The organism is Pseudoalteromonas shioyasakiensis, from assembly GCA_013391845.1.
Lineage (GTDB): Bacteria > Pseudomonadota > Gammaproteobacteria > Enterobacterales > Alteromonadaceae > Pseudoalteromonas > Pseudoalteromonas apostichopi.
Genome location: CP058414.1, coordinates 3,335,954 through 3,359,794 on the forward strand (window position 1 = coordinate 3,335,954; position 23,841 = coordinate 3,359,794).

The following is a 23,841-nucleotide window of genomic DNA, read 5'->3' on the forward strand; positions in this document are numbered from 1 at the left end:
TTTTGATAACTACAAAGTAAATTAGTCATTTAGGACACAAAATGAAGATTACGGCCATTTCAGCCGCAGTGTTGATAAACCTAGTTACGGTAGACTGTTATGCATTCGATCTGCAAACGACTTTTAACGAGCTAGATAAAGACAGTAACGGCTTTTTGAGTGAAGCAGAGGCATCTGAAGATGCATTATTACATAGCAACTTTACTCAAATAGATAGTAACCAAGATGGTCAAATTTCATTTTCTGAGTTTCAGTCGTTTATTCAATAGGAGATTGTAATGAAACAACTTTTAGCAGCATTTTCACTCATGTTTTTGGTTATCAGCGCTACCGTTTTAGCATCACAAATGGATGTTCGATTTGCTAAATTTGATACAAACGCCGACGGTGAGATTTCTTTAGCTGAAGCGACTAAGCACGATAACTTACTTAAGCAATTTGCCGACCTAGATGAAAACGGCGATCAAGTTTTGTCTGAACAAGAGTTTGAAAAATTCAAACCTTAACGGCTTAAAGTGCTTGCCATAATCCCAGAGGGAATGTGTAAACGGATTTAAATTATGGGAGTTAAATTATGGCAAGCACTTTTATTTATAAAGGAGTGTAATTATGAGAATTTTCTGGCTTGCTTCATGTACCTTAATTACAATAAGCTTCAATAGCTTAGCATTGGATGTAAAACAAAGATTTGATCACCTAGATAAAGACAAAAATGGCTTTTTGTCTTTGCAAGAACTGTCATCCCAACCACACTTGCAAAAACGCATGGCAGAGTGGGATACAGATAAAGATCAACAAATTTCGCTCCTAGAATTTAAACACTATTTAACAAACAAGAGTTAAAGTAATGTCAAAATTAACCTTTGCCAGCCTAATTTTATGTTGTGGATTTAGCACATTGGGTTTTGCTGCAGATAGTATTGGTGAAAAATTTAAACAACTTGACCGTAATGACGATGGCTACCTTACTCGCTCAGAGTCTGCAAGAGATCCTGCTCTATGGTCACGTTTTAAAAATTACGACAGCGATAAAGATAATAAATTATCGCTGAGTGAATTTAAGGTCTACGCAAGTAAATAAAAATGTCTATTTGATTATTTAATTGCTGCTGAGTTGCAGTTTACTGCAACTCTGATAATGTTTTCATAATTCAATAAAAACTATTAGAAGATTATGAAACTCATCATCAGCTTACTGGCAACAGCTTCGATAAGTTGTTTTGCCAATACCACAGTAATTTACAATGTAAATGGTTACACACCAACCTACAAAGGTGAAACTCAACACTTTTCAACACTGGTTTTTAAAGACGGTAAAGTTGTAAAAACCGGTAATGATTCAATCAAAAAAAGCTTTCCTGATGCCACCACGATTGATGGCCAACAAGCCACGTTATTGCCTGGTTTGATTGATGCCCATGGCCATGTGATTGGTTTAGGTAATAACCTTTCACAACTTGATGTTAGAAGTACTCGCTCGGCAGATGAAGTTGGCAAAATGCTAGCTGAGTTTGCTAAAGATAAACAAGGCTGGATCATTGGTCGAGGTTGGAACCAAGAGCAGTGGCCTGGTGGACAGTTCCCAAATGCTGCTGATTTAGACAAGTATTTAAAAGATAAACCCGTAGTGCTTTCTCGAGTTGATGGCCATGCTGTGTGGGTAAATTCAAAAGCAATGGAGCTTGCAGGTATCACCAAAGAAACTCGCTCTCCTGCCGGTGGTGAAATTATAAAACTGGATTCTGGTTTACCTTCAGGGGTATTCATTGATAAAGCCGAAACGCTTATTACTCAGCATGTACCAAAAGCAAGCCATGCCAGCATTAATACTGCATTAGATAATGCAGGTAAACATCTACTTAGTTTAGGGATTACATCAACCCATGATGCCGGTATCGATTATGATACCTGGCAAGTGTATAAGCAGCGCTCTGAACAAAGCACCCTTCCCGTTAGAATAGTAGCCATGCTAAGTGCTGCTGATCCTCAGCTAGAAACAATGCTTAAAGCGGGCCGATATAAAGATATGAATGACATGCTGTCGATTCGTAGTGTCAAAGTGTATGCTGATGGTGCGCTAGGAAGTCGTGGTGCAGCCCTAATCGAGGAATACGCAGATCGAAAAAATCACCATGGCTTAATGCTTGAAACCCAAGAAAAGCTTGAGCAACTATTCAACTTAAGCTTTACCCATGGCTTTAGTGCTAACACTCATGCAATTGGTGATAAAGCCAATCACGTAGTGCTAGATGCCTATGAAAATGTGTTTAAAAAAACCGGTGGAATTTTACTTCGTAACCGAATTGAACATGCACAAATTGTTACTCCTGAAGACATTCCTCGTTTTAAAACGTTAAAAATCATTCCATCAATGCAGCCTGTTCATGCAACATCTGATATGCATATGGCAGAGCAACGTCTAACTGAAAAACAACTTGAAGGGGCTTACGCTTGGAAAACCTTTTTAGCGCAAGGCTCAGTGATTGCGGCGGGTTCTGATTTTCCAGTAGAGCTTGCTGATCCGTTTGACGGCTTATATTCAGCCATTACTCGCATGGATCATAATCAGCTGCCAGAAGGCGGCTGGCGACCACAAGAGCTACTATCGCGTGATGAAGCTTTACGTGCTTTTACTTTAGGTGGTGCATATGCTGCACATCAAGAGTTTAAACTTGGCAGTTTAGAGCAAGGAAAGTGGGCTGACTTTATCTTGATTGATAAAGACTATTACAAAGCGCCAGTCTCAGAGATCCACGATATAAACGTGACACAAACTTGGATTGCGGGCCAGCTTAAGTATAAAAAAGAAGATTAGTATTACTGAGTGTTACTTAGCGTCAGCTTTTTGCTGACGCTTTAATTTTATGATGTGGTAAATATTCACAAATGCTAGTAAACCATTGGTAAAGGCCACAGGAACAGCACCAATTGCCAGCCCGTAGAAGGTAAATGCAATACATCCTGCTAGGTTAAGCCAACGTAGCTTAACAACATCGCTCATTGTCAAAGAAGCAACCAAAAGTGCTGACGCTAAATAGCCTAAATATTCCCAACTCAATTGTTCTCTCCTAGGCTTTAGGTTAGCATTGGAGCTTGTCATTTTTTTTGACGCACTCAGTGCTACTTTGACAATAAAATAAAAAAGCTAACTTACTAAAAACCTTGTAAAGCTGCAGAAAAATCTTGGCTTTAAAATCATTACACGGGAAATGAAGGTATCAGTAACGTGAAACACCTTACTAGCAAGTTAGCGTAAATTCTTAGAATCTTAATGCTAACGTCATTAAGATGTAATAAATAGGACAATTGTCCGAAGAGCGGCGTTAATGTTTCAATATCATTTTTCAAGCTATCTTGTTGACCAATTACTGACATTTGCTGGCAGCAGTTTTCAACAAGCTAAAAAAGAAGTGCTGATCCATCAGGATCAACCTTTATCAAAACTCGTATTAGTTAGAAGCGGCACGGTGTCATTCAGCTATGACGTGGGTAACGGCCGACGCCTTCTTTTAGGTCAACTTGACTGTAATAACACCCTGATTGGTGAGATTGAAGCACTGAATAATTATCCCTGTATTTACACAGTAACGTGCTTTAGTGATGTAAGTTATAACCTAATTGAGCTTAAACATTGGCGTGCACTACTATTAGAAAAACCAGAGCTAAGCTTATACACAGCGCAAACAATCGCTGCTAAATTCCAAGAAAACCAAAAAATAAATTTAGATAAGCTGCTATTACCACTTAGCTACAACATAGCTAAAGATTGCTTATTAAGAGCTGAGAATAATAACCCAACATTACTGCGTGCCTACCCTACCGTAAATGCAGAAGCTGAGCGCTTTGCCACCACCGAAAGAGCTTATAGACGCGTTGTAACAGAATTAGTTGAAAAAGGCTTAGTAAAGAGAAGTACTCAAGGCTTACAAGTGGTAGATATCGACAAGCTTAGTGACTACGTCGAAAGTTTTGCGCAGTTATGAGTGTAAGAACACTCATAACTTTGTAAAAATGATGCTTATTTTTCTAAAAGTATGTCGTGAATATTAGCTAAATCAGACTTTCCTTCGATGATTTCGTCTGGCGTTAAGCCTGAAAGCTCATGAGGGAATACTAACCACTCTTCAGACTCATGAATATAATAATCTGGCACCATGTCTACTTTTGAGTTCTTTGGCTTGTAGTATGGACATGCAACACGAATATCACGTGGTAAGTTCAAACGCATTAATTCAGAAAGCTTTTCTTTCAATGCAAAAATACTACGGCCAGAATCGAACACGTCATCAACGATTAATAATGAGTTATCTGCATTCGCATTTTCAATGATGTAATGCAAACCGTGAACTTTGATCTCTTTTGACTGCTGGTTAATACCGTAATACGATGAAGTACGCACTGCAATATGGTCAGTTTCGATACCTTTATAATCGTAATATTCTTGAACTGCGATACCAATTGGAGCACCACCACGCCAAATACCAATGATGAAATCAGGACGGAAACCATCTTCATAAACTTGTGCCGCAACACGAAATGAATCTTCAAGAAGCTGCTGCGCAGTGATATAGCACTTATCTGACATAAATAGAGACCCCAGTGTGAATGATCATTCAAGTGTAGCTAATTTAATAATAACTAACCACAGGATGAGAAAATGTGGGGCGGGATTTTATACTAATTTACTCAAAAAAGCTTGTATCAGTTTGTGAATTTACAAAAAAAGCGCCTTAACTTCATCTAAGTTAGGCGCTTTTTATTAATCACAGAAAAGTAAATTACTTATGCTTTTTCTAGTAAGGTTCTTGCAACTGTACGCATACCTTGTGTTGTCGCACCAGCAGCCCACTCACTTGTACTACCCATATTAAATGCTGCTGCCAGGTCAATGTGTACCCAGCCTTTGCCTTCATTTGGCACAAAGCGAGATAAGAAACCAGCCGCATTAGATGCACCACCATAGCCACCGCCCTTTTGAGGACGGCTATTTGCGGTATCTGCATATGGTGATGGACAGTTTTGTTGATGCCATTTTTCAAGTGGTAATGGCCAAGCAGCTTCCATTTCCTGCTCTGCAAAGTCTTGTACGTCACGTACAAGCTCTTTATCAAGACCAAATAATGCGTTGTACTCTTGACCAACAGCTACCAGTGCAGCGCCTGTTAGTGTTGCCGCATCAATAATTAATGGCGCACCCGACTCACCTGCAGCCATTAAACCATCAGCAAGTACTAAACGGCCTTCAGCATCAGTATTAACGATTTCAACCGTTGTACCATTCTTATAGGTTAGGATATCGCCAAGTTTATATGCATGGCCTGAAATAAGGTTTTCTGCACAACATAAGAATAATTTAATGCGTTTGTTGATACCACGGTTAATAGCAAGTGCTAGGCCTGCAGTTACTGTAGCAGCACCACCCATATCGCACTTCATGCCTAGCATGCCTTCACTTGCTTTGATTGAGTAACCACCTGAATCAAAGGTAATGCCTTTACCAACCAAAGCGGCAGCAACAGGGGCATTTTCGTCACCAGTTGGGTTGTAATCTAATGCTAATAATACCGGTGGGCGTTCACTACCACGACCTACCGCGTGGATACCAATCCATTGTTGTTCTAATAAAGCATCGCCTTTAATGATTTGGTAACTTACATGCTCAGGCGCTAATGACTGAATGAATTCTGCCGCTTTACCAGCTAGGCTCTCAGGGAAAATATCATCAGCTGTGCCATTGATCATTTGACGAGCCCAAGTCGCAGCTTGCTTTAAAGAAGCCAGTTCTTTGCCGTCTGTTTTTGCATTTTCAACAAACTCAATTGCATCTAAATTTTTTGGTGAAACAAAGCCTTGATAAAAAGCCCATTGTGTTTCTGTACACCAAACATCGCCCACTAAAGCAATATTTTTTAAGCCTTGATTAGCTAACGTACGTGCTGCTTTTTGTACGTTTTTAAGTGTATCTTGCTCAGTTAAATGAACAGTTGCGCCTTGTTCAGTAAAAGAAAGAGCGGCTTTTTCGCCCCAGTGTGCGGCAGCGCCCTGCTCGCTAAGTTGAACTAAAAATTTTTCTGACATGTTAGAATACTCTTTGCGCTAAAAATGTTGCCTGAGTTTACTACAGCCAACGTAAGTTCCCAACAGCTTGCGATAAATAGCATTATGTTGAGTGGTTCAATCCTCGTAATGAATGACATACAATAAAGAAAAACGAAATTATTAGAGCCATGAAGTTCACTCCCGCATTACAATCAGCCACCTTAATAAAACGCTACAAACGCTTTTTAGCCGACTTAAAAACGGCTGAAGGCGAGCAGTTTACAGCGCATTGCGCCAATACAGGAAAGATGACGGGCTGTGCTGAGCCAGGGTTTAACGCTTTTTATTCAACCAGTGATAACACCAAACGCAAATACCCCCATTCACTACAACTAACAGAGAATCAATTTAATCATTTAATTTGTGTCAATACCGCTATTGCAAACAGAATTGTGCAAGAGGCTCTCAATGCTGGGACTATTGCTGAACTAGCTGATTACCAAACAATTACAGCAGAAGTAAAATACGGCCAAGAAAATAGCCGTATCGATTTTTTATTAACAGATGAAAACAAGCCCCATTGTTATATTGAAGTAAAATCAGTGACTTTACTCTCGCAATTAGAGCCGCAGTCTGGGCAAGGTTATTTTCCAGATGCAAAAACTGAACGAGGTCAAAAGCACCTAAGGGAACTAGTAGAAATGGTGCAACAAGGGCATCGTGCAGTCTTACTGTTTGCAGTTTTACATGAAGGTATTAATCAAGTAAGTGCTGCAGCTCATATCGATCCCAAATATGCGCAACTTTTAGCTCATGCAATAGAGCAAGGAGTTGAAGTGATTGCTTATAAAGCAAAAATTTCAGCCAACGAGATTCAATTGCAGGAAAAGTGTAGTTTTCAGCCTTAAACAACTCTTTTCTTAAAACAGCAGTAAATAACACGATTTAAGTTGTATTATTTTTTTTTGCCCATATAACTATGCAAATTTTAAAAATTAACGGATAGTTAAGGGCTTACAAAACCGCCCATAATTATTTGAGCAATCATCAGCTCGAGGCCTATAGGATTAATTAAAAATAAATTTGCCTCAACCTAATGATTCTGCTATTTATAGCCGCCGGCTAATGCTGGGCAAAATATTAAGGATTTAGGAGAAAGTTATGCCAGACCAAAAAAGACTAGGGTTATTGGCTCAAGCCGGGTTGGATCCATATCAAGAAAAACCAGGTGAAGAGTATATGAATGAAGCACAACGTGCTCATTTCAAAACAATTTTAGAAGCTTGGCGTAACGATTTACGTAACGAAGTAGACCGTACTAAATCGCATATGCAAGACGAAGCAGCTAACTTTCCAGATCCAGTAGACCGTGCAGCACAAGAAGAAGAATTCTCATTAGAACTTCGTACTCGTGACCGCGAGCGTAAACTGATCAAGAAAATAGAAAAAACGATTCAATTAATCAAAGAAGACGATTTTGGTTTCTGTGAATCATGTGGTATTGAAATTGGTATCCGCCGTTTAGAAGCGCGTCCTACAGCTGATTTATGTGTAGACTGCAAAACGCTTGCGGAAATTAAAGAAAAGCAATCTGGACGCGGTTAATATCCTTTAATTAGCCCATGTCTACCACAGCCGTTAACACGCCAATGCGTGAATATCGTGGCCGCTTTGCGCCATCCCCTTCAGGGCCATTACATTTTGGCTCACTTATAGCGGCTGTGGGTAGCTTCCTTGATGCAAAAGCCAATCAAGGAAAATGGTTAGTACGCATTGAAGATATCGACACAACGCGTGTTGTAAGCGGTGCTAGCGACGATATATTACATACCCTAGAGGCTTACGGCCTATACTGGGACGAGCCCGTCATTTACCAAACCCAGCGTCATGAGCAATACCAAGCAATTGTTGATGAGCTAATTTCACAAAATCTTGTTTATGCATGTCATTGCACCCGTAAAGAAATTAAAGCTATCGGGGGAATTTACCAAGGCCATTGCCGAGATAAAAACCACTCTTTAGCTGATTCAGCACTGCGTTTAACCCAGCAATATGCAACAAGTCACTATCATGATTTAATTCAAGGTGAAGTTAGTGTAAATAGCCAACTTGCCAAAGAAGACTACTTAATAAAGCGAAGTGATGGTTTATTTGCTTACCAACTGGTCGTGGTCGTTGATGATATTGCACAAGATATAACACGAGTAGTTCGCGGCGCTGATTTAATTGAGCCAACTGCACGACAACTCAGTTTGTTTAAGCAACTCAATAAACCTGCTCCACAATATGCACACCTACCGTTAGCGGTTGCTAAACCTGGTTTTAAGTTATCGAAACAGAATTACGCGCCAGCAATAGCGAAATCAGATCCAAAACCGGCCTTGTTCGATGCCTTTCGCTTTTTAGGTTTAAAGCCAGAAGTCTCTCTACTGTCATTAGATATAGAACACATGCTAGCATGGGCAATCGAAACTTACCGTCTTGAATTCATTCCAAAGGTACAAGAAATACAAGTTAACGAGGATTCGAACTCTACTTTTTGTGACTTTGTTACTATTGAAAAATAAATTGCCAATTTTAAAGGCCGAGTAACTTAATTTTTCAGCCCTGCTGGTATATGATAGCGACCCAAAGTGTGCGAATCATCAACACCTTAATTTAGCGTCATTTAAAACACATTGATTACACGTCAATCTCACATCGGCGAAGTAACAAACAAACGCTATACTTGATGAGTCGCAAAGTCCGCGTCGTAGGAGACAGATTATTATTTCCAAGCTTTTTCAATTTTGTCGGCAAATTATTGGCCCAAATGCCACGACATCAAGTGATGCTTTATCAACGAGCGAATTACCTTTGGTGATCGAGCGCAGTGAACATGGTATTTCACGCAAACAATTTAGCCCAAATGCAATCAAAGTATTATACCGCCTTAAAGAAGGTGGTTTTGATGCCTACCTTGTTGGTGGTTGTATTCGAGATATATTGTTAGGTCAACAACCTAAAGACTTCGATGTTGTAACAAACGCAACGCCTGAACAGATCAAAAAGCTATTTCGCAACTGTCGCCTAATCGGTCGTCGTTTTCGTTTAGCCCATATTGTATTTGGCCGAGAAGTGATTGAAGTGGCGACCATGCGAGGTCATCACGAAGCTGACGAAAGTAAAAATCAAATTAGCCAATCAAGCGAACACGGACAACTACTTCGCGATAATGTCTATGGCAGCATCGAAGAAGATGCCGAGCGACGCGATTTTTCTATTAATGCACTTTATTACTCAATTAACGATTTTTGTATCTATGACTATGCCAACGGTATTAGTGCTATAAAAGCAAAACAAATTGAGCTTATTGGCGACCCTGAAACACGCTACAGGGAAGACCCTGTGCGCATGCTGCGTGCTGTTCGTTTTGCAACAAAACTGGGCATGAGCATTGCACCAGGCACCGAAAAGCCAATTAAAGGCCTTGCTAATTTACTTGACCATATTCCGCCTGCTCGTTTATTTGAAGAATCACTTAAGTTGTTCTTAAACGGCAAAGCTGAAGAAAACTACTTAATGCTGCGCCAGTATGGGTTATTCAAAGCATTATTCCCAGCGCTTGATAAAATCTTAGATGCAAACCCTGATGGCCTAGAACATGCGTTTATCCTACAAATGTTTAAAAACACCGATAAACGTATTAACGCAGATAAAAAAGTCACCCCAGCATTTATTTTTGCAGCCTTGTTGTGGTTCCCATTACTGAGTATTGCTAAGAAGTTACAACTACGTGATCAACTTTCAGAGTACGATGCATTTGCACAAGCGATGAATAAAGTACTGAGTGAAAACGCACAACATGTCGCAGTACCCAAACGCTTCACACTTGGTGCACGCGATATTTGGCATATTCAACAACGCCTTGATAAACGAGGTGGTCAGCGCGCTTACAGGCTCACTCAACAGCCTCGCTTCAAAGCCGCCTATGACTTCTTACTACTTCGTGTGCAGGCAGGTGAAGAACAGCTGAAAGAGCTAGCAGATTGGTGGACAGCCTACCTAAGCCAAGACATCAATGGCCAAAAAGAGATGGTTAAAAATTTAGGGCACCAAGGCGGTCCTAAACGCCGCCGTCGTCCGCGCAAGAAAAAAGTAGACTAAGCATGCATACCGTTTATTTAGGTTTAGGCGCTAATTTAAACGCGCCACGTAAACAAATTCATGCTGCTGTCGCTGCCCTAAAAGCATTAAAAGATGTTGAGTTTGTTTGTGTATCGCATGACTACGCAAGCAAACCTATGGGGCCTCAAGATCAACCCGATTATGTAAATGCGGTCGCTTGTGTTAAAACTGCACTTGAGCCAGAACAATTGCTTGATTTAACTCAAGCTATCGAACTTGAACATGGCCGTGTTAGAAAAGAAGAACGCTGGGGTCCTCGCACCCTTGATATAGATATTCTATTGTTTGGTAATGACGTGATAGACACCCCTCGCTTGACCGTGCCTCATTATGGCCTAACACAGCGAGAATTTGTTGTTTATCCATTGTTGGAAATTGCGCCAACGCTTGTACTACCGAGTAATCAATCACTTGCTGATATAACAAAAACGTTACCTTTAAACGGTTTACAACAACTCCCTCAGCAGTAATCAACCAAGGCTAAGCCTTAGAGGAAATTATGTCTAAAATCACCGTTTCAACACTTAATAAAATGAAACATGAACAACAAAAAATCACCGCATTAACGGCCTACGATGCCAGTTTTGCTAAATTGTTTCATGATAATGGCGTCGAAGTGATTTTAGTGGGTGACTCGTTAGGTATGGTTTTGCAAGGTGCTGATGATACATTAGCGGTAACCAACACAGATATTGCTTATCATACGCGATGCGTACGAGCAGGTAGCCGTGAGTTATTTGTTATTGCAGACTTACCATTTATGACTTATGCCAACCCAACTGATGCTTGTAAAAATGCTGCTGAGCTTATGCGTGCAGGGGCAAACATGGTCAAGCTTGAAGGTGGTGAATGGCTTCACGACAGCATCCGTGCGATGACCCAGCAAGGTATTCCTGTTTGTGGTCACTTAGGCCTAACACCACAATCAGTACACGTATTTGGCGGTTTTAAAATTCAAGGCCGAGAGCAATCTCAAGCAGACAAAATGGTTAGCGATGCTAAAGCACTTGAGGCTGCTGGTGCACAATTACTTGTTTTAGAGTGTATTCCTAGTGAGCTTGCTAAGCGTATTACAGATGAGCTGAGCATTCCTACGATCGGTATTGGGGCAGGTAATCAGACCGATGGTCAAATCTTAGTAATGCACGACCTAGTAGGTATTTCTGCAGGCTATATTCCAAAGTTTTCAAAGAACTTTTTGTTAGAAACCGGCAATATGCCAGCTGCAGTGCAAAAGTATTGTGAAGATGTAAAAAGTGGTGCTTTCCCAAGTGCCGAACACGAGTTTAAATAAATGCAATCAATCACTGAAATAAAATCCTTACGCAGTCAAATCAAGGCTTGGCGTCAAGCAGGCTTAAGCATTGCGCTAGTGCCTACTATGGGCAATTTACATCAAGGCCACTTTTCACTTGTTGAAAAAGCCAAGACACTCGCTGATAAAGTAGTCGTGAGTATATTTGTTAACCCGATGCAGTTTGGGAAAAATGAAGATCTTGATAGCTATCCGCGTACATTAAACGAAGATAAACAAGGTTTAGCTGATCTTGGTACTGATATTGTATTTACACCATCCGTTGAGACCATTTATCCAAATGGTTTAGGCGAGCAAAGTTTTGTCGATGTACCAGGTGTCTCTATGGGTTACTGTGGTGGCTCACGTCCTGGTCACTTCAAAGGTGTCGCAACGGTTGTCACTAAGTTATTCAACCTAGTTCAACCTGATTTTGCCTGTTTTGGTGAAAAAGATTTTCAGCAGCTGCAAGTCATTAAAACCATGACGCGCGACTTATCTATCCCTGTTGAAATTGTTGGCGTTCCAACTTGCCGTGAAATATCAGGCCTAGCGATGAGCTCTCGTAATGGTTACTTATCTGACGAGCAAAAAGACACAGCAAAAGTTCTGTTTGCCACTCTAAACAATACTGCAGCGGCACTTAAAAAAGGTAACGATGACATTGCTGCACTCGAAGCTGCTGCAAAAGCACAGCTTGAAGCTGCAGGGCTAAAGCCTGACTACTACGCTATAGCAGATCGTTCAACACTAAAAGCTGCCACTGCGGCTGACAAACAACTTGTTATTTTAGCTGCCGCCTATTTAGGCTCAGTGCGTTTAATTGACAATTTACAAGTTGAGCTGGATTAAATAGCTGTAATCTGGGTAAGATGGATTGCAAAGAAAAGACATAAACTAGGGATAAGCATGAAAAAACTACCAGCAATTGCAGCTACATTGTTTGCAATGACATTACTGTCTGCCTGCTCAAACAAAATTGACAATCCAGAAATGCAGCAGTGTGCTCAACAAAACTATCAATGTGAAGCAAGTTGTGAACAACAAAGTACCGCTGATGGCTTAGTTCATAAAGTCTGTAGCAATAAGTGCATTGAAGCTTACAATCAATGTAAAGCAAATGCAGAAAAATTAGGCGAAGTTAAATAATACCATTGATTCGTTTAGATTAATTTTGAGGCACTGAAAGCCTGTTCAGTGCCTATACTCCCCCCTTCCTCGATTACAATTTCGCTTTCATAATTAAGCCTCTGGTAATTTTGTTCATATTTTTATTTACCCATTAAGCTATTCATATTAGGGCAAGCTTTCGTTCATTAAACTTCTCCATATTGGTGACGAATAAACAACTGCAACCATGTAATTGTTTCTCACTAATTTCAAAATTTTACTCTTCGCATTTAGCTGTACCAACTCAAAGTCATTGAGAATATTATTTTTTATTTGGGTTCAGGAATTGCTAAGGGGTATGAATGAATTAACGTGATTTACGGCTAAAGGAAAATTGAATGAGACCAGAAACCCGAACTAAGCTCTTCAGCGCTGTCAAAAAGAAGACCTTCTTGGGCGTATTATTAGCCATGAGTGCAGGTCATAGTTACGCTGTTGAAGAACCAGACCAGCCAAAAGCGACTAAAACAGAACAAACAGCCGCAGAGGTTCAAGCTACCGAAAATGAAAAACAGCAAGTAAAGGATAATGCTGCTGTTGAGCTTAAGCCTGCAATGATCACTATACCTCAAGAAAAGTTATTTGAAGTTATCACCGCGCGTGCGAAAAAATTAGCATCTGAGCCGTATGTTGCGCCTAAAGAATTAGAACTTGAAGCATTAACTAGCATTGGTTATCAGGACTATCGTGCAATCCGTTTTCGTACTGAGCAAGCAATTTGGAAAGATCAAAGCCTTTATGAAGTGCAGTTATTCCACCCAGGTTTTTTATATCGCTCACCAGTTGCAATAAATACCCTTGAGCAAAATGCTGAAGTAAAAAGTTTACCGTTTAAAACCGATTACTATCGTTACGATGCAACCGCAGCCCCGTTAGAGCAAGAGATCAATACTGCCATTGCTAATACGCAACTGGGCCACGCGGGTTTTCGTTTGCATTTTCCACTGAATAACAACGAATATAAAGATGAAGTAGCTGTATTCCAAGGTGCTTCGTATTTTCGCTTAGTTGGCCCGCATCAAGTATATGGTCTGTCAGCTCGTGGTCTTGCAGTTGATACAGCACTCAGCTCAGGTGAAGAGTTTCCCGTTTTCAAAGAGTTCTGGTTAGTAAAACCGGCACCAGAAGACACAACTATCGTGCTCTATGCACTACTCGATAGCCCATCAGTTTCAGGCGCATATCGTTTTGAGTTAACACCTTCAACGAATACTGAAGTGAAAACACAGCTGCAAATTTTTGCACGCAAAGACATCAAAAAGCTCGGTATTGCCCCGTTAACAAGCATGTTCTATCACGGCGAAAACAGTACCAAGTTCTTTGATGATTACCGTCCTGAAGTACATGACTCTGATGGCCTTTTAATGCAATCAGAACAAGGCCAATGGGTTTGGCGTGCATTGAATAATCCGAAGAAATTGAGCGTGACTTCGTTTAGCTACGACAACCCGAAAGGGTTTGGTCTAGCACAGCGAGATCGTGACTTTAATAACTACCTTGATACCGAAGCGCATTATCACAACCGTCCAAGCATGTGGATTGAGCCAGTGGGTAATTGGGGTAAAGGTCGTGTTGAGCTAGTAGAAATCCCTACAGATACAGAAACCAACGACAATATTGTTAGCTACTGGGTGCCAGATCAGCCAATGAAAGCTGGTGACAGCTTAAGTTTTAGTTACAAGCTTTCGACTTTCAATGCCACGCTTGCAGCTCAAGATAAAGCGAGTGTTTTAAGAACCCGAATTGGCAGTGCAGCACTTCCGGGTGAGAAGAACCCACCACCTAAAAGCCATCGCCAATTTACCGTCGACTTTAGTGGGGAAACTATTAACAAATTATCTGCTAATTTCGCCATGCAAGCGGATCTTACACTCTCTGTAGGGCAAATAAGTGATAAAACGGTACAACAGTTACCAAACAATCAAGGATGGCGCGTAGCCTTTAAAGTGGCGCCAGAGGGAGATAAGCCTGTTGATATGCGCTTATCGTTAAAACTACGTGATAAAGAAATCAGCGAGGTATGGAGCTATGTCTGGTATCCAAACGACGTCCAATAGTAAAGAATTAAAGGCAACAGCAATGCCATTTAAGAAAACCCGCGCTTGGCTTTTTTCGAGCCTAGCGCTCACCATTACCGCTTACGGCGTGTGGATCATGTTCGATATTTTAAATTCTAACGGCATGACACCGCTTGAGTACGCTTTACTAGCATTATTTACAGTTACCTTCGCGTGGATCGTTACAGCTTTTTGTAGTGGCTGCATGGGCTTCATCCTGCAATTATTTCGTATTGACCCTTTAACCTTAAAACGTCAAAAGCCAATCGAAATTAATCAGCATGCCTTGAGCCAAACTAAAACAGCCATTGTTATGCCTATCTACAACGAGGATACAGAGCGTGTAATCGCAGGTTTTGAGGTAAGTTTACGCTCGCTGGCTAAAACAGGGCAAATGCCACATTATGATTTTTACTTGCTCAGTGACACCCAAAACCCTGAAATTGCACGTAATGAACTTAAAGCGTGGAATGCACTTACTGAGCGCTTAGGTGATTTAGCTAAGCACACTTTTTATCGTCGCCGTGAAGACAATAAACACCGTAAAGTAGGTAATTTAACTGACTTTTGCGAACGTTGGGGCAGCCAATACGATCACATGGTTGTACTTGATGCCGATAGCATTATGACGGGTCAATGTATGCTTGAGCTGACTTCTAGCATGATCAGTAATCCAAAATCAGGTTTGATCCAAACTATTCCCATCCCAGTTCGCCAAGACACTTTTTTTGGTCGCTTTTTACAGTTTGCATCCATTTTATATAGCCCAATGTTGGCAACAGGGTCTGCTTTTTGGCAAACAAACCAAGCAAATTACTGGGGTCACAATGCGATTATTCGCGTTGAAGCATTCACTAAATGCTGCGGTTTGCCTGTTCTAAAAGGCAATGCCCCATTTGGTGGTGAAATCTTAAGCCATGACTTCGTAGAAGCTTCACTTCTACATCGTAGTGGTTGGGATGTGTTACTGCTTAGTGATATTGAAGGTAGCTACGAAGAAGTACCAAGTAACATTCTCGATTACGCAATCCGTGATAGACGTTGGGTGCAAGGTAATATCCAGCATTTAGGTTTATTGCCTAAATCGGGTCTTAAGCTAATGAGTAAAATGCATTTTTTATTTGGTGCCACAGCATATATCTCATCGTTAATTTGGTTATCTATGCTGGCATTAAGCACATTAGATGCGGTGACTCGTGCACTTAATAGCGACGTGTACTTTAACCATGCTTATCAGCTTTTCCCAACTTGGCAAATTGCCAAAACTGACTTAATTGATTCGTTGTTATTTATTACTGCAGTGCTGTTATTACTACCTAAATTAATGGGTGTTATTGTGACTTTAGTTCACCGTAATAAGGCCTTTGGTGGCACTATGAAGCTAATTGCAGGTTCACTAATCGAAACGATTTTTGCGATAGTGATTGCACCGCTAATGATGGTATTTCATAGCTATTTTGTAGTGTGCGTATTTTTAGGTAAAAAAGTAAGTTGGGATGCACAGCCTCGGGAAGGCAGAATGGTGCCGTGGAAAGAAGCGATTGGTTATACATTATTTTCGACTATTACGGCGATTATTTGGGGCTCGGTTGCTTACTATTACACACCGACTTTCTTTTGGTGGTTATCACCGATTTTAGTGGGCCTTATTTTGGCAGCACCAATTGTGCGCTACTCAAGCAGCATCGGCTTAGGTGTTAAAATGCGTAAAATGGGTTTATTTTTATGCCCAAGCGAAGTTGAAAACGATGATACCTTAGCGGCACTTCGTGTACACCAACAAGAAATTGCTTTGCCTAAAGATGAACACGCTAACTTTAGTGTGCCTACATTACCCAATGAATACCCAACGGTAATGCCAATTCAAAGCTTTAAGGCACCATCAGGTAAAAAGCGTAAACAAGTACGCCTCGCTCAAAAGCGAATAAAAGCCAAGCTATTTGCCAAAAGCTAAACAAAAAAAAACCGCTCAATGAGCGGTTTTTTCATCTATGTCTGTATGGTTGTTACAGAAGGCCTAGCTTTTTAAGTTCAGCCATTGCCATTTTGCCTGAAAGTGGCACATAACCATCTTTCTCAACAATTTTTTGACCGTCTACAGAAAGAACCATTTTTAAGAACTCTGCATCGATTGGTGAAAGCGGTTTGTTAGGGTGCTTGTTCACATAAACGTATAAGAAACGAGATAGTGGGTATTTACCTTTTGCAACGTTTTCTAATGTTGCATCAACAAAGTTATCGCCTTTCTTAGAAAGTGGAACTGTACGTACACCTGACGTTTTATAACCGATACCTGAGTAACCAATCGCATTCACAGAAGAAGAGATTGACTGTACTACAGATGCAGAACCTGGTTGTTCGTTTACGTTGTTACGGAAGTCACCTTTACACAGTGCTTTCTTCTTGAAGTAACCGTAAGTACCCGATACTGAGTTACGACCGTAAAGCTGGATATCTTTTGCAGCCCAATCACCCTCAAGACCTACTTCGCTCCAACGATTAACTTGTGCATCAGCACCACATTTACGTGTAGAAGAGAAAATCGCATCAACTTGGTCAATACGTAAACCTTTGATTGGGTTATCTTTGTGTACGAATACAGCTAGAGCATCGATTGCAACGCGTACTTCAGTTGGCTTGTAGCCGTAACGCTTTTCGAATGCTTCGATTTCTTTTGACTTCATACGACGGCTCATTGGGCCGAAGTTTGCTGTACCTTCAGTTAATGCTGGAGGAGCAGTTGAAGAACCCGCTGCTTGGATTTGAATGTTTACGTTTGGATAGAAGCGCTTGTACTCTTCTGCCCAGAACGTCATCATGTTAGCAAGAGTGTCAGAACCTACAGATGAGAAGTTACCAGAGATACCACTTGTTTTAGTGTACTCAGGCATATCTTTATCAACTGCAGCTGCTTGTGCTGATACAAATGTTGTTACAGCCACACCCATTGCGGCAACGAGATTTTTGAATTTCATAGGGGTTACTCCGATTTGTTCGTCCCATTTCCTAACTGCGGTCTACTCTAATGACACTAGATGACAGTTAGATTACCCTTAAATGACATTTTTATGACTTTGCTGTTTTTTCGGTTTTTTCCGTTTTATTTGCAATACGCACGATTTTATCGCTACCGAATGCGAACGCAAAGGTCGAGCCTTGTCCCAACTTACTGCTGATATCTAAGCGACTGTCATGCCTTGTAAGTACATGTTTTGTAATAGCTAAACCTAAACCAGAACCACCTGTAGTGCGGCTACGAGCCTTATCAACACGATAAAAGCGCTCGGTTAAACGATTAATATGTTCAGCGGCAATACCATCACCATTATCGGTCACACTAAACGCGGCTTGGTTATTTTTTAACTGCCAATCAACCACAATCTTGCCACCTGGCTTTGTGTAATGAATGGCATTAAATACTAAGTTAGAAAAGGCACTCCTTAATTCGTCTTCGGCCCCTTTAATATCTAAACTTGCATCAACATTAAAAATAAGCTCATGGCCTTTCTCTTGGTTTAATGACTTTGCTTCGGTTTGAATATAAGTAAGTAGCTGAGGCACATTTACTGGCTTGTCGTTATCTTGCCGACGCGCTCCTTCAATTCGCGATAACGACAGTAATTGATTAACCAAGCTATCCATACGCTGACATTGCTCAAGCATGGTTGTTTGTGCTTTTTGCCACATAGCAGGGGGAGGTAAGCTGTCAGAATCAAGCATTTCTAAGTAGCCTGTCACCACAGTAAGCGGTGTTCTCAGCTCATGAGAAACATTGGCCACAAAGTCTTTTCGCATCTGCTCAAGTTGCTTTAAACGTGTAACATCACGTACCACCATCATCAATTGTGAACTTGCATAGGGCATAACACGAAACTCTAACGTTTGATCGTAGCTATGGCCGCCATCAAGCTCAAGTGGTTCGTCAAAACATGCTTTATGCATATACTTTGCAAATTTAGGATCGCGAATGAGATTATCTAAGCGTTGTCCATGATCAGTTGGCCACTGTAAACCTAAAACTTTTAAAGCCAGTTGGTTACACCAAATGATGCTTAGATCTTTTTGTAGTACTACAACCGCATCAGGTACGGCTTCTGCACCATCTCGAAAGCGGCGAATTAAATCTGCCAGCTCATTGCGCTTTTTACGGTTACGATGTTGTAAATGATAAATTCCTTCAAAGACCTGCTCCCAAGCCCCCTCCCCTTCAGGTGGGTTAAAGCTACGTTGATTTAGAAGCCAATCACTAAGGCGATATAATTGATGATAATGCCAAATTAAAAGTGCAAAAGAGCCTAAAAATAAAAGCAAAAAAGGCGCACCTACAAGTACGCCAACTAATAACAAAGGTAAGAAATACATAAACAGACGTTTTGCTAACGCCTGTTTATTCACTACTCGATACATACACTCACTTTACCTTAAGTATGTAAATTAGCTTGTTAAGGTCATTCCTATGACACTTATAATTTACTTGAAAAACGATAGCCTGCACCGCGAACGGTTTGCACTAAACGGTCATGCCCCAATGGTGCAATAGCTTTACGTAGACGACGAATATGCACATCAACAGTACGGTCTTCTACGTATACATTTGTACCCCATACATGATCAAGTAATTGTTCACGGCTGTAAACACGTTCAGGATGAGTCATGAAAAAATGCAGTAGTCTAAATTCAGTAGGCCCCATATCTAATTCACTACCTTCTGATGTTACACGGTGTGAAATAGGGTCAAGACGTAAACCATGTACTTCAATGGCTTCTTCTAATGAGGTTGGTGAAACGCGTCGAATAACCGCTTTAATACGCGCCATTAATTCTTTTGGCGAAAATGGTTTTGTTACGTAGTCATCAGCGCCAACTTCAAGACCGCGTACTTTGTCTTCTTCTTCGCCGCGTGCTGTCAGCATAATGATAGGAATTTGACGAGTATATTCGCTTTGCTTAAATTTTTTCGCAATTTGAATACCGCTACCACCTGGTAACATCCAATCTAATAAAACCATATCTGGGTATGGCTCTACCATTGCTTCAATTGCAGAGTCATAATCTTCTGCTTCAATTGCTTGAAAACCATTTTGCTCTAAAACAAAAACCAGCATCTCTCTGATAGGTGCTTCGTCATCGACGACTAGTACTTTACGTGACATTCCAATTTATCTCTTTCGTTAGCGAACTGGTTTCATTATTATGACTAAGTATGACATTTTTATGAAAGTCTAACGAGTAATTGAAAAAGCGCAAAAGAATCAATGCAAAAATAGCCATTTTTTACGCTTAAAAGATGAATTCGAGATTAAAAGTCATACCTTAAAGTGACCGCCACATGATCTTCATCAGCATTATTATCTAGTGAGAATTGCGTATACCACATATACATACGTGCTTGTTTTGACAGGCTTCGTTCAACACCAACAGAGGTACCGCTACCCGAGTCTTTCAACTTTCCAAAGCTGCCATCAGTATCTTGATACTGCGCTAGTAACTTATATTTATCGATTTTGTAAGATGCGCTCACTAAAAAACCATCTTCTTTGTTAGAACCTGTTACTTTTTCACTTTGTTGATACATACCGCCTAAGGTTAAATCACCTAATTTACCTTGCGCCGTAAACCGTGTTGTATCGTAGCCGGCTACTTTACTATCGTGGGCAACACTTACGAAGTAAGGCGCTTTTTTAAATTTACTATCGCCATACATAAATGCCGCAGAAACGCCGGTTTCTTCATCTTGTTTGGAATTATCTTCAGCAATATAAGTGACCACAAATTGCATATTGCCGACAACGGGCGAACTATAATGAACCACGTCGCCAAGACGATTTTCACCATTAAACAAGGCTTTAACATCTCCATTAAAGTCGTTCATTAAATCAATTTTACCCTGCGATACCTTTAACGCGGTATCGTGACGACCAAGCACTACCTGCCCATAACTGCCTTGAAGGCCAACATATTGATTACGAGCGGTAATATTCTCTTCAGTTTTACCATCACTATCTTGATCAGCCGCATTTACTGCAAATTCAAACTTATATACAGCTTTTAAACCATCACTTATTTCACCGCTACCCTTGATCCCCATACGTGAGTTATAGCTCTCAATGGAAGTTTCACTGCCATCGCCAGTATCGCTATTAGCAACCCCTAAATGGGCCCGACCATACACATCTACGGCTTCAGCAGCACTATGAAATGAAATAAAGCACATTGCAAAGCTCGACAACATCATGGCAGGTTTATTCATGGTAGCGATCCTTAATTTAAGCAGTAACTTAAAAATCGAACATAAAGGGCTTTTGGTCAAGGCAAGGGGGAAATATTTCGCCTAAAAATTACGGATCACTGATCTACTAACTTAACCAGATCAGGATCAGGTTTTTACTAAGTCGATCAATCTCAGATCAGTTTTTTACTTAGAGAATAAGATAACTTGTTGATTTAATGTTAAGGTGATCTGTAATTCGTTTAAAAGGTGAGCAATAAAAAGTCAGTGATCAGTATCCAACTAGTAAAATAATGATCTGTGAAAGCCAAGGTTAGTAAAACATTGATCCTGGAATGTTCGAGTAAGTATATCGTTGATCCGGCTTGAGCAAGGCATAAAAAAACCGGCATCTGAAGCCGGTTTTTTCAATTTACTATCAATTATTTGATTTGTGGATCAAGTTCACCCGATAAGTATTTAAGGTGCATATCATCTAAAGAGATAGGCTTGATCTTAGCTGCTTGACCAGCAGTACCAAAGGCTTCGTAACGAGCAACACAGATCTCTGTCATTGCTTTCGTTGCTTCAGCTAGGTATTTACGTGGATCGAAATTAGCTGGATTTAAAGCCAAGTGACGACGAATAGCACCTGTTGACGCTAAACGAAGATCAGTATCGATATTTACTTTACGAACACCGTATTTAATACCTTCAATGATCTGCTCTACTGGCACACCATAGGTCTCAGGGATTTCACCACCGTATTGGTTGATCACTTCTAACCACTCTTGTGGTACTGAAGACGACCCATGCATTACTAGGTGAGTGTTAGGGATACGTGCGTGGATCTCTTTGATGCGATCAATTGCTAAGATATCGTCTGTTGGTGGACGAGTGAATTTATACGCACCATGTGAAGTACCACAAGCGATAGCAAGTGCATCAACTTTAGTTTTACGAACAAAATCAGCTGCTTCTTCAGGATCTGTTAGCATTTGATCAGTGGAAAGTTTACCTTCTGCACCAACACCGTCTTCTTCACCTGCTTCTCCTGTTTCAAGTGAACCTAGAACACCTAGCTCGCCTTCAACAGATACACCACACGCATGGGCCATTTCAACGGTTTGACGAGTCACATCAACATTGTATTCGTAGCTTGAAGGGGTTTTACCATCAGACATTAATGAGCCATCCATCATAACTGATGAAAAGCCTAACTGGATTGAGCGCTGACATACACCTGGTGAAGTACCGTGGTCTTGGTGCATTACAACTGGAATATGAGGCCATTCTTCAACGGCTGCTAAAATCATATGACGAATAAAAGGGGCACCAGCATAGGCACGTGCGCCTGCTGAGCCTTGTACAATTACAGGGCTGTTTGTTTTATCAGCCGCTTCCATAATTGCACGCATTTGCTCTTGGTTATTAACGTTAAAAGCAGGTACGCCGTAACCATTTTCAGCTGCATGATCAAGAAGTTGTCGCATACTGATTAAAGCCATTTGGTATTCTCCAAATTGTATCGACAGTAGTTCCCTACTATCTAGTTTGAACGGATAAGTTATTTTTTGATGCATCACTGCATCACGAAAAGCTTGCGCTAACCGTAACAGCTGTAAATAAAACGAGGGTGAGAGGTATTTTATAAACAGCTAAACCAGCGTAATTACTTAATAATTACGCTGGTATACGCACTAATTACTTAGCGCGTTCTTCAAGCATAGCAACTGCTGGTAATTTTTTCCCTTCTAAAAATTCAAGGAAAGCACCACCACCGGTTGAAATGTAAGAAACTTTATCGGCAATGCCGTATTTATCAATCGCTGCAAGCGTATCACCGCCACCAGCAATCGAGAATGCATTTGAGTTAGCAATGGCATCAGCAATAGCACGAGTGCCGTTACCAAATTGATCAAATTCAAATACACCTACTGGACCATTCCATACAACTGTACCTGCATTAGCAATGATTTTTGCTAATTGGTTTGCTGTATCTGGACCAATATCGAAGATCATATCTTCGTCTGTTACTTCATTCACATCTTTTAATGTTGCCACTGCAGATTCAGAGAACTCATTACCTACAACAACATCAGTTGGTACCGGGATTTCACCGTTATTGGCTTTTGCCGCCGCACTTAATTTGTTTGCTTCATCAATTAAATCAGCTTCAAATAAAGACTTACCTACCGGGTGACCTGCCGCTGCAATGAAGGTATTAGCAATACCACCACCGGTTACAAGTTGATCAACCACTTTAGAAAGTGAATCAAGTACAGTTAACTTAGTCGATACTTTAGAGCCACCAACGATAGCTACTAAAGGACGAGCTGGTTTATCAAGTGCTTTACCTAGTGCGTCTAACTCTGCTGCAAGTAGTGGTCCTGCACATGCAACGTCAGCAAATAAACCCACACCGTGAGTAGATGCTTGTGCACGGTGAGCCGTACCAAATGCGTCCATTACGTAAACATCACATAATGCAGCTAGTTTTTTAGACAGAGCTTCGTCGTTTTTCTTTTCGCCAGCGTTAAAACGGACGTTTTCGAAAACAACTACTTCGTTATCAGCAACGTCTACGCCCTCTAGGTAGTCTTTTTCAAGACGAACAGTTTGCTCAAGTGCGTCATTTAAATAATTAACTACAGGGGCAAGTGAAAAGGCTTCATCATATTCCCCTTCCGTAGGGCGGCCAAGGTGTGACATTACCATTACTTTAGCGCCTTTTTCTAACGCTAATTTGATTGTAGGTAATGCTGCACGAATACGTGCGTCAGAGGTCACTTTACCTTCTTTTACAGGCACATTTAAATCTTCACGAATTAACACGCGTTTGCCGTTTAAATCTAAATCTGCCATTTTAATGACCGACATGGACTTCTCCTTTGTTAACGATACTA

The 23,841-nt window shown here is 40.7% G+C and carries 25 protein-coding genes; 16 read left to right on the forward strand and 9 right to left on the reverse strand.

Going from position 1 to position 23,841, the window contains the following annotated elements:
• Nucleotides 1–41: 41 nt before the first annotated feature.
• From HYD28_15260 to HYD28_15280, 5 genes are all read left to right on the forward strand, one after another.
• The gene (locus tag HYD28_15260; protein QLE10200.1) at nt 42–269 is read left to right on the forward strand and encodes an EF-hand domain-containing protein; all 228 of its coding nucleotides are present in this window, start codon (nt 42–44) and stop codon (nt 267–269) included.
• Nucleotides 270–278: 9 nt separating this feature from the next.
• A complete protein-coding gene (locus HYD28_15265; GenBank protein ID QLE10201.1) occupies nt 279–506 on the forward strand; it encodes a hypothetical protein in 228 nt (75 codons plus the stop codon).
• Between the two features lie 103 nt (nt 507–609).
• The gene (locus HYD28_15270) at nt 610–843 is read left to right on the forward strand and encodes an EF-hand domain-containing protein (GenBank protein QLE10202.1); all 234 of its coding nucleotides are present in this window, start codon (nt 610–612) and stop codon (nt 841–843) included.
• 4 nt (nt 844–847) lie between these two features.
• Nucleotides 848–1,081, forward strand: coding sequence for an EF-hand domain-containing protein (locus tag HYD28_15275; protein ID QLE10203.1), 234 nt, complete (start codon nt 848–850; stop codon nt 1,079–1,081).
• Between the two features lie 93 nt (nt 1,082–1,174).
• On the forward strand, nt 1,175–2,815 hold the full coding sequence (locus HYD28_15280; protein QLE10204.1) for an amidohydrolase: 1,641 nt from the start codon (nt 1,175–1,177) through the stop codon (nt 2,813–2,815).
• 12 nt (nt 2,816–2,827) lie between these two features.
• Here HYD28_15280 and HYD28_15285 read toward each other — a convergent pair whose 3' ends face one another.
• A complete protein-coding gene (locus tag HYD28_15285; protein ID QLE10205.1) occupies nt 2,828–3,058 on the reverse strand; it encodes a YgjV family protein in 231 nt (76 codons plus the stop codon).
• A 268-nt stretch (nt 3,059–3,326) separates the two neighbouring features.
• On the opposite strand from HYD28_15285, the gene HYD28_15290 reads away from it, so the two are divergent.
• The gene (locus HYD28_15290; protein QLE10206.1) at nt 3,327–3,983 is read left to right on the forward strand and encodes a Crp/Fnr family transcriptional regulator; all 657 of its coding nucleotides are present in this window, start codon (nt 3,327–3,329) and stop codon (nt 3,981–3,983) included.
• Between the two features lie 35 nt (nt 3,984–4,018).
• Here HYD28_15290 and HYD28_15295 read toward each other — a convergent pair whose 3' ends face one another.
• The gene (locus HYD28_15295; protein ID QLE10207.1) at nt 4,019–4,585 is read right to left on the reverse strand and encodes a hypoxanthine phosphoribosyltransferase; all 567 of its coding nucleotides are present in this window, start codon (nt 4,583–4,585) and stop codon (nt 4,019–4,021) included.
• Between the two features lie 197 nt (nt 4,586–4,782).
• On the reverse strand, nt 4,783–6,078 hold the full coding sequence (pepB, locus tag HYD28_15300; protein ID QLE10208.1) for an aminopeptidase PepB: 1,296 nt from the start codon (nt 6,076–6,078) through the stop codon (nt 4,783–4,785).
• A 149-nt stretch (nt 6,079–6,227) separates the two neighbouring features.
• Here pepB and sfsA point away from each other — a divergent pair, with 149 nt between their 5' ends.
• From sfsA to mdoH, 10 genes are all read left to right on the forward strand, one after another.
• The gene (sfsA, locus tag HYD28_15305; GenBank protein ID QLE10209.1) at nt 6,228–6,947 is read left to right on the forward strand and encodes a DNA/RNA nuclease SfsA; all 720 of its coding nucleotides are present in this window, start codon (nt 6,228–6,230) and stop codon (nt 6,945–6,947) included.
• A gap of 253 nt (nt 6,948–7,200) precedes the next feature.
• Nucleotides 7,201–7,644, forward strand: a complete 444-nt coding sequence (gene dksA, locus HYD28_15310; GenBank protein QLE10210.1) for an RNA polymerase-binding protein DksA — start codon at nt 7,201–7,203, stop codon at nt 7,642–7,644.
• A gap of 17 nt (nt 7,645–7,661) precedes the next feature.
• The gene (gene gluQRS, locus HYD28_15315) at nt 7,662–8,606 is read left to right on the forward strand and encodes a tRNA glutamyl-Q(34) synthetase GluQRS (protein ID QLE10211.1); all 945 of its coding nucleotides are present in this window, start codon (nt 7,662–7,664) and stop codon (nt 8,604–8,606) included.
• Between the two features lie 157 nt (nt 8,607–8,763).
• On the forward strand, nt 8,764–10,185 hold the full coding sequence (gene pcnB / locus HYD28_15320) for a polynucleotide adenylyltransferase PcnB (GenBank protein ID QLE10575.1): 1,422 nt from the start codon (nt 8,764–8,766) through the stop codon (nt 10,183–10,185).
• A gap of 2 nt (nt 10,186–10,187) precedes the next feature.
• Nucleotides 10,188–10,676: a 2-amino-4-hydroxy-6-hydroxymethyldihydropteridine diphosphokinase gene (folK, locus tag HYD28_15325; GenBank protein ID QLE10212.1), complete on the forward strand. Its 489-nt coding sequence runs from the start codon at nt 10,188–10,190 to the stop codon at nt 10,674–10,676.
• Nucleotides 10,677–10,705: 29 nt separating this feature from the next.
• Nucleotides 10,706–11,500 (forward strand): 3-methyl-2-oxobutanoate hydroxymethyltransferase, encoded by a 795-nt coding sequence (gene panB, locus HYD28_15330; GenBank protein QLE10213.1) that lies wholly within the window; start codon nt 10,706–10,708, stop codon nt 11,498–11,500.
• A complete protein-coding gene (locus HYD28_15335; protein ID QLE10214.1) occupies nt 11,501–12,352 on the forward strand; it encodes a pantoate--beta-alanine ligase in 852 nt (283 codons plus the stop codon).
• A gap of 57 nt (nt 12,353–12,409) precedes the next feature.
• Complete coding sequence (locus tag HYD28_15340; GenBank protein QLE10215.1) at nt 12,410–12,649, forward strand: hypothetical protein; 240 nt, start codon at nt 12,410–12,412, stop codon at nt 12,647–12,649.
• Nucleotides 12,650–13,008: 359 nt separating this feature from the next.
• Complete coding sequence (locus HYD28_15345; GenBank protein QLE10216.1) at nt 13,009–14,727, forward strand: glucan biosynthesis protein G; 1,719 nt, start codon at nt 13,009–13,011, stop codon at nt 14,725–14,727.
• Nucleotides 14,699–16,681: a glucans biosynthesis glucosyltransferase MdoH gene (gene mdoH, locus HYD28_15350; GenBank protein ID QLE10217.1), complete on the forward strand. Its 1,983-nt coding sequence runs from the start codon at nt 14,699–14,701 to the stop codon at nt 16,679–16,681. The genes HYD28_15345 and mdoH overlap by 29 nt, the downstream gene beginning before the upstream one ends.
• A 52-nt stretch (nt 16,682–16,733) precedes the next feature.
• On the opposite strand, the gene pstS is transcribed toward mdoH, so the two are convergent.
• The 6 genes from pstS to HYD28_15380 form a co-directional block, all read right to left on the reverse strand.
• Complete coding sequence (gene pstS / locus HYD28_15355) at nt 16,734–17,702, reverse strand: phosphate ABC transporter substrate-binding protein PstS family protein (GenBank protein QLE10218.1); 969 nt, start codon at nt 17,700–17,702, stop codon at nt 16,734–16,736.
• Between the two features lie 91 nt (nt 17,703–17,793).
• Nucleotides 17,794–19,134, reverse strand: a complete 1,341-nt coding sequence (gene phoR / locus HYD28_15360) for a phosphate regulon sensor histidine kinase PhoR (GenBank protein ID QLE10219.1) — start codon at nt 19,132–19,134, stop codon at nt 17,794–17,796.
• Nucleotides 19,135–19,190: 56 nt separating this feature from the next.
• Nucleotides 19,191–19,880: a phosphate regulon transcriptional regulator PhoB gene (phoB, locus tag HYD28_15365; GenBank protein QLE10220.1), complete on the reverse strand. Its 690-nt coding sequence runs from the start codon at nt 19,878–19,880 to the stop codon at nt 19,191–19,193.
• Between the two features lie 146 nt (nt 19,881–20,026).
• The gene (locus HYD28_15370; protein QLE10221.1) at nt 20,027–20,977 is read right to left on the reverse strand and encodes a porin; all 951 of its coding nucleotides are present in this window, start codon (nt 20,975–20,977) and stop codon (nt 20,027–20,029) included.
• A 401-nt stretch (nt 20,978–21,378) separates the two neighbouring features.
• Nucleotides 21,379–22,443, reverse strand: coding sequence for a fructose-bisphosphate aldolase class II (locus HYD28_15375; GenBank protein ID QLE10222.1), 1,065 nt, complete (start codon nt 22,441–22,443; stop codon nt 21,379–21,381).
• A 196-nt stretch (nt 22,444–22,639) separates the two neighbouring features.
• Complete coding sequence (locus HYD28_15380; GenBank protein ID QLE10223.1) at nt 22,640–23,815, reverse strand: phosphoglycerate kinase; 1,176 nt, start codon at nt 23,813–23,815, stop codon at nt 22,640–22,642.
• Between the last annotated feature and the right edge of the window lie 26 nt (nt 23,816–23,841).